Origin of the sequence: Methylobacterium sp. J-077, assembly GCF_022829365.1 — a bacterium.
GTDB lineage: Bacteria > Pseudomonadota > Alphaproteobacteria > Rhizobiales > Beijerinckiaceae > Methylobacterium.
The window spans coordinates 122,679-131,895 of the sequence record NZ_JAKSYJ010000142.1 but is presented as its reverse complement, the minus strand read 5'-3'; the positions used below and the strand labels follow the sequence as shown (position 1 = coordinate 131,895).

9 protein-coding genes are annotated in these 9,217 nt (G+C 72.7%); 5 read left to right on the top strand and 4 right to left on the bottom strand.

Annotated elements, in window-relative coordinates; translation table 11 throughout:
• Window positions 1-228: 228 nt before the first annotated feature.
• A complete protein-coding gene (locus MKL11_RS17495) occupies window positions 229-546 on the top strand; it encodes an HPr family phosphocarrier protein (RefSeq protein WP_243945564.1) in 318 nt (105 codons plus the stop codon).
• 6 nt (window positions 547-552) lie between these two features.
• On the opposite strand, the gene nth is transcribed toward MKL11_RS17495, so the two are convergent.
• From nth to MKL11_RS17475, 4 genes are all read right to left on the bottom strand, one after another.
• Window positions 553-1,260, bottom strand: coding sequence for an endonuclease III domain-containing protein (gene nth, locus MKL11_RS17490; protein ID WP_243945563.1), 708 nt, complete (start codon window positions 1,258-1,260; stop codon window positions 553-555).
• Between the two features lie 57 nt (window positions 1,261-1,317).
• Window positions 1,318-1,842, bottom strand: coding sequence for a hypothetical protein (locus MKL11_RS17485; protein ID WP_243945561.1), 525 nt, complete (start codon window positions 1,840-1,842; stop codon window positions 1,318-1,320).
• Window positions 1,843-1,945: 103 nt separating this feature from the next.
• Entirely contained in the window at window positions 1,946-3,037 is a 1,092-nt protein-coding gene (locus MKL11_RS17480) for a CobW family GTP-binding protein (protein WP_243945559.1), read from the bottom strand.
• Window positions 3,038-3,101: 64 nt separating this feature from the next.
• On the bottom strand, window positions 3,102-4,595 hold the full coding sequence (locus MKL11_RS17475) for a D-alanyl-D-alanine carboxypeptidase family protein (RefSeq protein ID WP_243945557.1): 1,494 nt from the start codon (window positions 4,593-4,595) through the stop codon (window positions 3,102-3,104).
• Window positions 4,596-4,851: 256 nt separating this feature from the next.
• Between MKL11_RS17475 and queE the strand changes: the two genes are divergently transcribed.
• The 4 genes from queE to MKL11_RS17455 all read left to right on the top strand — a co-directional run bounded on the left by queE (window position 4,852) and on the right by MKL11_RS17455 (window position 9,217).
• Window positions 4,852-5,484: a 7-carboxy-7-deazaguanine synthase gene (gene queE, locus MKL11_RS17470; protein WP_243945554.1), complete on the top strand. Its 633-nt coding sequence runs from the start codon at window positions 4,852-4,854 to the stop codon at window positions 5,482-5,484.
• Between the two features lie 369 nt (window positions 5,485-5,853).
• On the top strand, window positions 5,854-7,212 hold the full coding sequence (locus MKL11_RS17465; protein WP_243945552.1) for a hypothetical protein: 1,359 nt from the start codon (window positions 5,854-5,856) through the stop codon (window positions 7,210-7,212).
• Window positions 7,176-8,738 (top strand): hypothetical protein, encoded by a 1,563-nt coding sequence (locus MKL11_RS17460; protein ID WP_243945550.1) that lies wholly within the window; start codon window positions 7,176-7,178, stop codon window positions 8,736-8,738. Before MKL11_RS17465 ends, MKL11_RS17460 begins: the two co-directional genes overlap by 37 nt.
• Window positions 8,735-9,217, top strand: coding sequence for a hypothetical protein (locus tag MKL11_RS17455; protein ID WP_243945548.1), 483 nt, complete (start codon window positions 8,735-8,737; stop codon window positions 9,215-9,217). The genes MKL11_RS17460 and MKL11_RS17455 overlap by 4 nt, the downstream gene beginning before the upstream one ends.

The window sequence follows — 9,217 nt, the reverse complement described above, 5'->3', positions numbered from 1 at the left end:
GGGGGAGGGAGATGCGCGCATCCCTGTCGCCATTCCGGGTCGACCGTTCGGCACGATCGACCAATGACCGGATCGTTTTCCCCCACACCGCGACGTCGTTTCACCTTCGAAACGCCCATCGCCGCAAACACCTCGGCCAAGATCCGTTGGCCCGCCGGGGCAAGTCTGCTTAGGTGTCGAAGCAAGCGACGCGATCAGCCGACAGTCGGGCGGGAACCACGAAGGGCGATGGACGAGCTTTTCGAGATGGACGACGATCCCGAGGTGCCGGACGGCGGCTTCGTGCGCAAGCTGCCGATCATCAACCGGCGCGGCCTCCACGCCCGCGCCTCGGCGAAGTTCGTGCAGACCGTGGAACGGTTCGACGCTGCGGTGACCGTCACCCGGGCCGGCGAGACCGTGGGCGGGCGCTCGATCATGGGCCTGCTGACGCTGGGCGCCGCCATGGGGACCCGCATCGCCGTCACGGCTGTGGGCCCGGACGCGCAGGCCTGCCTCGACGGCATCGAGGCCCTGCTGGCGAACCGCTTCGGCGAGGACGAGTAGGCCCGTTCAGGTCGCCTGGCCGGGCCAGGTGCACAGATCCGAGACCGGGCAGCACGTGCAGGCAGGCTTGCGGGCCGTGCAGGTGTCGCGCCCGTGCCGGAACAGCCAGATATGGGCGCCGTCCTTGAACCGCTCCGGCACCGCCAGGGCGAGGCCGTCGGCCACAGCGTCCACCGTGGCGCCGGACGCCAGCGGAATCCGGTTCGAGACCCGGAACACGTGGGTGTCGACTGCGATCACCGGCTCGTGGAACGCGAAGTTCGCCGTCACCTCGGCGCTCTTGCGGCCGATGCCGGGCAGGCGGCGCATCTCCACCGAACTGCGCGGCACCGCGCCGCCGAACGTCTCGATCAAGGCCGCCGACAGCTTGACGATGTTGCGCGCCTTGGACGGCCCGAGCCCCACCGGCCGGACGATGGCGGTGATCTCTGCCTCGCCCAGATCCAGCATCCCGGCCGGGTCCTTCACCCGGGCGAACAGCGCTTCGGCGATCCGCGCCACCGTGGGTCCGGTGGATTGCGCCGAGAGCAGCACGGTCACAAGCAGCCGGAACGGATCGGTGTCGTCGAACCCCGCCTTCGGGTCCGGATCGGCCTCGGCCAGGCGCGCCATCACGGCCCCGACCCGCTCGGCCGCGCCGGGCGGTGAGGTCGTCGCGGGGGCTTTCAACCGGCGGGGTGCGGGCCGGAGGCCGTGGAGTGTGTCGCGCGCCATGCGGACCAGCTAGGGCCGTGGCGGGCGGCCCGACACGCGGCGGATTGACGGCCCCGCTCAGCCCCGCACCCGACGCCAGGCCACCGGGCCGGCGCCGAGGTTGAGTAGGCCGGCCGCGATCGCATCGACCCGGCGCAGCAGAGCCAGCCGCAGCGCGCCGCTCCAAGCGGAGGGGCGGCCGGCCATCCCGATCCGAGAAGGCTCGGCCGGTACGGCGACGGCCGGCACGCGGTCTTCGAAGACCGGAACGGCGACGGCCGGGGCCGCCCAGCCCTCGGGCCGCACGCCGAGCACATTGTGCGCTGGGATCGACCGCGACTGGCGGGGGCGATCCGCCGCGCGGGCGGGAACCTCGGCCGCACCGGCGAACCGGACCGGATGGCTGAGGGCCGCCAGGCGGGTACGGATCGCCCGATCCACCGCTGCGGCGGCTTCGCCGTCGAGCAGGATGCGCGCAGCGGGAACAATCCCCGCCTCCCGGCTCCAGGCCAGGACCAGTGGCGGGCGCGGCCGGTCCGACGCCATCGGCTCGGCCGGCGTCTCGAAAAGGCCGCCCTGTATCACGGTGAAGCGTCGCGCCATCGCCTGTCCCGATCCCTCGACCAACCGTCCCATTCCGGGACGCGGGGGCGCCCCGGAGGCGCCGTTCGGGTCGATGGCTTCAAGGACGGTGCCGCCGGGCAGCTCAGCCCCCCGGGATCGCCAGCGGGTTGTCGGTGAGCGCCTTGGCGTCGGGCGCGTCCACCCGTGGGCGGCCCAGGAACGCGTCCCACAGGCGCTGGACGAAGGCCGGGTCGAGGTCGCGCAGGATCAGCACGAGCCTTGAGGTGTGGTCGGGGTCGGGCCAGGCCGGCAGGGTCAGGGGGGCGTGGAACACGTGCTGGACCCCGTGGACCACGATCGGGTGCTCCGGGTCGTCGGCCAGCGCCACGATGCCCTTGAGCCGGAGCAGCTTCGGCCCGTGGCCGGAGCGGAGCAGATCCATGAACATCTCGAAGGCCGGGCGCGGCACCGGCGCCGCGCTGGTCAGGCACACGGCCCGGATCGCCGCATCGTGGCGGTTCACGTCGCCGGGGTGGTGGTGCTCCGACAGGGCCGCGTCGCCGAGCCAGGCGCGCACGTCGGCGCCCTTGCCGTCGAGGCCGAACAGCCCGCCGAGCAGATCATCGGCCGGCGCGTCCGGGGAAAAAATCGGCGCCGCCGGGTTGAGGGCGGCGAGACGCGCGCGGATGCCGGCGGTGTCGCCCGCCAGATCCGCCTTGGTCAGGACGATCCGGTCGGCCACCGCGGCCTGCCGCACGGCCTCCGGGTGGGCGTCGAGGGAGGCGGCGCCGGTCATGGCATCGACCACCGTCACCACCGCCTGCAGCCGGTATCGGAGAACGAGGTAGGGGTGGTAGATCAGCGCGTGCAGGATCGGCGCCGGGTCGGCGAGCCCGGTGGTCTCGATCACCACACGGCGGAACGGCTTGATCCGGCCGTTGTCGCGCTTGCGCAGCAGGTCTTCCAGGGTGGCGATCAGGTCGCCGCGCACGGTGCAGCACAGGCAGCCGGCGCCGAGCAGGACCATATCCTCGTCGATGGTCTCGATCAGCAGGTGGTCGAGGCCGATCTCGCCGAACTCGTTGACGATCACCACCGTGTCGGCGAGCGCAGGGTCGCGCAGCAGACGGTTCAGCAGCGTGGTCTTGCCGGCCCCCAGGAAGCCGGTGAGCACGGTCAGCGGGATCGGCTCCGGTCGGCGCGGATCCGGAGCAGGCGAGGCGGTCAGGGACATGGCCGTCGAGATGGGGGTTTTTGCCGCCCGGAGCAACGCGCCGGAGCGCGATGCCGGCAGGCCGTTACTCCTCGGCGGCTGCCTTCTTCCCCTGAGTCTTCTTCACCTCGGCCTTCCTGGCCTCGGGCTTGGCCGGCGCCTTGTGGGCGGCGGGCTTCGACAGACCCTTGCCGGGCTTGGCTTCCGGCATGCCGGGCGTTTCGACGGATGTGTAGGCGCTGGCGCCGTGCGGCAAGCCGTGGGCCGGCTTGGCCGCGAGCTTCGGAGCCGGCTTGGCCGCTGCCTTCGCGGCATTGGCCGCCTTGGCTTGTTCCAACCGTACCTCGCGGGCCTGCTTGGCGGCCTGCAGCGCCGCCTCGCGCTTGGCCTTGGCGGCTTCGAGCTTGGCGGCCCGGGTGTTGGCGGCGGCCGTCTTCTGGGCGTTCTCCTGGGCCTCCAGGATCTGCTGGCCCTCGGCCGGGTTGCGGCCGATCCAGACCGCGATCGGCTGGAGCGGCGCCCGGGGCGGCAGCGTCCGGGCACGCAAAGCGGGGCTGGAGAAGGCGGCCATCGCGAGCGCCGGGGAATTCGCCACCGAGCCGCCGATCAGCTGCGCCGCCGAGCCGGGGGCGCTGACCGCGCCGGCGCCGTCGTCGATCGGTGGCGGCTTCTTGCCGCCGCAGACGTAGGGGCGGATATCCGGGGGCCCGCCGAGGGGCGAGGCCGGCAGGGCGTCGAGGGTCGGGCTGGTCCAGCCGGCGCTCTGGGCGAAGGCGTAGTCGAACAGGTCGGCGGCCTTCACGTCGCGCTCGCGGGGGCTCGGCTGGCCCATCACGATGGTGATGACCCGGCGGCCGTTGCGCGAGGCGGTCGCCACCACGTTGAAGCCGCCCGAGCAGATGAAGCCGGTCTTCATGCCGTCGGCGCCGGGATAACGCCCGAGCAGGCCGTTGTGGTTGGCCATGACGGCCCGGCCGAACTGGATCGCCGAGATCGAGAACAGGTCGTGGGAATCCGGGAAGTCGCGGATCAGCGCCCGGGCCAGCACCGCCATGTCGCGGGCGGAGGTCCACTGGTGCGGGTCGGGCAGGCCGTTGGGGTTGGTCCAGCGGCTGTCGCGCATGCCGATCCGCTGCGCGGTCTCGTTCATCAGATCGGCGAAGTTCTCGATCGAGCCGCCCAGCGTCTCGCCGATCGCGTAGGCGATGTCGTTGGCCGACTTGACCATGATGATCTTGAGGGCGTTGTCGAGGGTGAGCTGCGTGCCCGGCCTGAAGCCCATCTTGGAGGGCGGCTCGGAGGCCGCCGCCGCCGAGATCGTGATCATCGAATCGAGCGAGACCTTGCCCTGCCGCACCAGATCCAGGGCGACGTAGGTGGTCATCAGCTTGGTGATCGAGGCCGGATACCAGGGATCGGTCGGGGCCTGCGCGTAGATCACCTTGCCGGAATCGACATCGACCACGAGGATCGGCGAGGTCACCGCGTTGGCGGCCTGGATCCCGATCAGGCTCGTGCCGAGTAGACCCGTCAACGCCGCGAATCCGACGGTCACGCGCCGGAGGAGAGAAGAGGACATTCGAGCCCGACTCGTCAGAGGATCGCCACGGTCGGCGCCGCGAGGCGCCTTTCTTCCGGCCGGCCGGCCGGGATTCGCGCAGCCCGGACCGCCGGGGGCGGTCGCCGTGCTGCATCACGGCATGAACGTCTCCACCGTGGCAAGAGCAAGGCGAGACACAACCGCGGGGCTGCGCCGCCTGGTTGTCGGTGGTCCACGGGCCGCGGGCCGCTTATGTGCGGGTTGGCGGTCAGGCGGAACGGTTTCGGGAACAGCGGTGGCTTACGCGGTCAAGGAGATCTTCCACACCCTTCAGGGGGAGGGCGCCCAGGCGGGACGCGCGGCGGTGTTCTGCCGATTCGCCGGCTGCAACCTCTGGTCCGGGCGCGAGGCCGATCGCGCCGCGGCGGCCTGTCGCTTCTGCGACACCGATTTCGTCGGGATGGACGGGGAGGGCGGCGGCCGCTTCGCCGACGCGGCGACCCTGGCCGCTGCCATCGCCCGAACCTGGGGCGGCGGGCCGGAGAGCCGCTACGTGGTGTTCACCGGCGGCGAGCCCCTGCTCCAGCTCGACACGCCCCTGATCGAGGCCGTGCACGGGCACGGCTTCGAGATCGCCATCGAGACCAACGGCACCCTGCCGGCGCCCCCGGGCATCGACTGGATCTGCGTCAGCCCCAAGGGCGCCAATCCCCTGGCGCAGACGAGCGGCCACGAATTGAAACTGGTCTATCCCCAAACTGACGCCGACCCGGCGGATTTCGTCGGCCTCGCCTTCCGGCACCGCTTCCTCCAGCCGATGGACGGCCCGGGGCAGGGCGCCAGCACCCAGGCCGCCATCGCCTATTGCCGCCAGGACGCCCGCTGGCGCCTGTCGCTGCAGACGCACAAGATGATCGGGATTCCGTGAGGGGCGGCCGGACGCACCTTGCCCTCCCCCTCTGCGAGCTCAGACGTTCACGCATCCGCGTCGAACACCGCCGCTTGAGACGGAGCGCGACCGGCTCCCTCTCCCGTGCGGGAGAGGGCTGGGGTGAGGGATGCGACGTCTCCGGAAAGACCTGACCCCTCACCCTGTCCCTCTCCCGAACGGGAGAGGGGACCCGCGCTCCATCCTGCATCCGCGCTGCCCACACCAGATACGTGAATCCGGTAGCCCGTGCGGGGGAGGAAGCACGCGTGTCGTCAACGGAAGGGCCATCTCATCGCCCCCGCCCTTTCCATCCCGCGAAAAATCGGGAACGATCCCCGCCGCCTTCCCACCCCTGGACCGGTGCCCGTGAGTCTGGACGATCCATCGCCGCTCGCCCGCGCCGCACCGGAGGGCGTCTGGCCGATCGATCCGGACGAGCGGGTCACGAGCCTGCCCGGGCGCCAGCACTGGCGGTTCCAGGCGGGGCGGCCGGTCGCGGCCGAGGTCGCGGGCGTCGCGATCCCCGCGGACGATGCCCGGATCGCCCATCTGGGCATCCGCCGGGACCGGCAGGGCCGTCCGTTCCCGGCCGCCTTCGCGTACGCGCCCGAGACCGGCGCGCGCCTGGGGCCGCCGGTCCCGGCGCCGGCCCCGGACATCCTCGATATCGATCTCGCGAGCGCGACGGAGGTGCCGCTGCCGAGCGGCGTGCCGGCGCTGGTCCGGGCCGGACATCCGGCAGCGCTCTACCTGTTCCAGGAGAATCTGGGCGCATTCGAGGGCTGGGACGGCCGAAGGTTCGCCGGCCTCGGGCGGCTGCCCCCCGATCCGGTGGGATCCGGCCTCACGGCGGGCCGCAGGGGCATCGCCTACGCCACCGCCGAGACGCTGATCAGCCTGAATCTGCCCCAGCTCGGAGCCCGCCTCGTCCATGCCGAGGCCCGGGCACCGGGCCTGCGCTTCCTGTCGGCCCCCGGCTGGCGCCGCGGCGACCGCCTCGCCCTCGGCGAGCGCGGCGGACGCCTCGTCCTCTGCCGGGCAGACGCCGGATCGAACGCCCTCGACCTGCGCGATCTCGGCCGCCCCGCCCCGGAGGCTGATTTCACCGGCCCCTGGACCAACCGCCTGGGCGACTGTTTCTGGACAGGCCCGGACGGGTTCGTCGCCTGCCGGACCCTCGGCGACGAGACCCGGGTCACCCCCTGGCCGGGGGGCTTCGCGCCGATCGTCGCCCAGGCGCCGTGGCGCGACCGCGCCGACCTGCACCACCAGCTCGGCATGAGGGACGGCTGCTATCACCTCGCCGCGCTGGCGCCGGATCCGGCCCTGAACCGCCTCGACGGGCCGCATCTCGCCGCCGGACCCTGTACCTATGCCGGCGCCGAGCGGTTCGACGTGCCGTGGCAGGCCGCCGAGGAGGTTCTCAATCTCGGCGCCCATGCCGGCGACCTGCTGGTACCCCTTCTGGCGCTGGCCCGCGATACGATCCTGCTCGCCCTCGACATTCCCGGTCCGCGCGGCGGTTTTCTGCGCGGCGCGAGCCTGCCGGCGCCGGTGACAGGCCATGTGCTCCACCACGCTCACGGGGCCGGCCTGCGCCGGCTGCCGGTGGGTCTCGCGGTGTCGCGGATCGGCGACGCGCGGGCGCTGCTGCACGACGGCGTGCTCTACCTGTGGAGCCGGTCCGAATGCCGCTGCCACGCCCTGCGGCTGCGCGCGGCATGAGCGCGCTCGTGCGGGCCGTGCTGGGCCTCGTTCTCCTGCTCGGCGGGCGCGCCTGGGCCGAGGCGCCGGTGCGGCAGGTGTTCCTGGTGCAGGATTCCGGCTGGATGGAGCCGTTCCTCACCGCGGAGGGCTCTCAGTTCCGGCCGCTGGTCGAGGCCCTGGTGGCGGCGGCCCGGATCCCGGGGGCCGAGATCGCCGTGGCGACCTTCGACCAGGACGGACAGGTCCCAGGCCGGCCCTCGCCGCGGATCCTGTACGAGGGCGCCTATGAGGCCGCGCGGGTCCGTTCGGCGATCGCCTCGATCGACCTGCCGCGCAAGGCCGGCAGCGCCGCCTATGCCGATGCCGATTCCAACGGCGCTCTGCTCGGCGCGATCCGCACCGGCCTGCGCGGCCGGGACGGGGTGATCTGGATGGTCACCAACAACAAGAACAGCCCGGGCAACAGCGCCGAGGTCGAACGCAACACCGCCGCCTTCTACACGGCGCTGCGCGAGTCCGATGCGATCAGCCGGATCGTCGCCTACCCGGTGCGGATGCCCCTGAAAGGGCGCAACTTCTCCGAGGGCGGCTTCGTCATCTACGGCATCGGCTACGGCGCGGCCGGCGGCCGGGCGCTCGACGCCGCCCTGGCGTCGCCGGGCCTGAAGGCCCTGTTCAGCCATCCGCCCGTGAGCCTGAAGCCGGTGCTCGCCGGCGGCTTGACCCTGCGCTTCGACCGGCTCGACGCTGGTGGGCTGCAGGCCGGCCTGGAGAACGGCGTGCTGGTGGTGAGCGGGGCCGACGCCACCGTCGGTACGGCGCTGCGTCTCGCAGCTTATCTGCGGAACGGGCTCTACCCGCAGCGGGTCGCCGCGGCCCGGCTGGCCCTGAGCTGGAACGAGGTCGGCACCGAGGCCGGGCTGGCGCAGGCGGCGGTCTCGCCCGCGGAGATCGCCGACTTGGGCCCCCAGGCCGAGAGCGGGCCGCTCGCCGTGGTGCTGACCCTGCCGCCGATCCCGCGCCCCACCGGCCTCGCCGGCCTGTTCTCCGACGGGCGCACCGTGGATGGAACGCTCACCCTGCGGCTGGCGGACTTGCGCCTGGCGCTGGATCCGGCCTTCCTGGATCGCGTGCGGCCGATCTTCGGCAGCGGATTGTTGTCCGGGGACCAGATGAGCGGGGCGGCTGGGGATGCGCGCGCGGTGGAAGGCCGGTTGCCCGGCCTGTTCCGCGATTATCGCGGCGTCTCGGAAGCCTCGGTAAGCCTACCGGTGCGGATCGAGGCGGCGTTCTCGCCCTGGCCGCTGATCGCCGCCGCCTCCGGCGCCCTGGCGCTGGCCGGCGCGGCCGGTCTCGGGGGCCTCGCGCTCGCCCGGGCGCGGGTGCAGACCGTGATGCTCGGCGCCGTCCCGAAGCGGGTCAGCCTGCGGCCCTACCGCACCCAGACCCTGCGCGCCCCTGACGGCAGCCGCTGGCACGTGCGGGCGGGGCTATGGGGGCCGGCCCGCGCCACCCGATTGCAGGAGCCCGGACCCGGCGCATGATTTTTTTGTATGTTGACGGCGTGGGGACTGCTGGGATCGTGTGCGTCCAGGCCCGGACGGGCCAGGATTTCACCATCCCCACCCCGCAGAACCCGGCCCCGCAGGCGGAGCCGCTGCCGACGCCGCCTGCGCAATCCACCACCGGGGCGAACCCGTTCAGCACCCTGGAACGGGGGCCGACCACCACCGAACTCGCCCTTGGCGCCGCCGCCCTGGTGGTGCTGGCCGTGCTGTTCCTGTTCGTCCGCCAAGGGGTGCGCGCCCACCTGATCAACCGCCGCGCCACGCTCGACGCCGCCGACGGCGCGAGCTGGATGCTGTTCTCGGCGCTGATGCTCACCGCCGCGATCCTGGTGAGCGCCACAATCGGCCGGCTGTGGCAGGCCTGGGCCGGGCTGGCGGCCGGCTTCGCCCTCTGCCTCGTGCTGTTCGGCGCCGCCCTGGTGCTGTTCCTGCGTGCACCCGACCGGAGGCGCTGA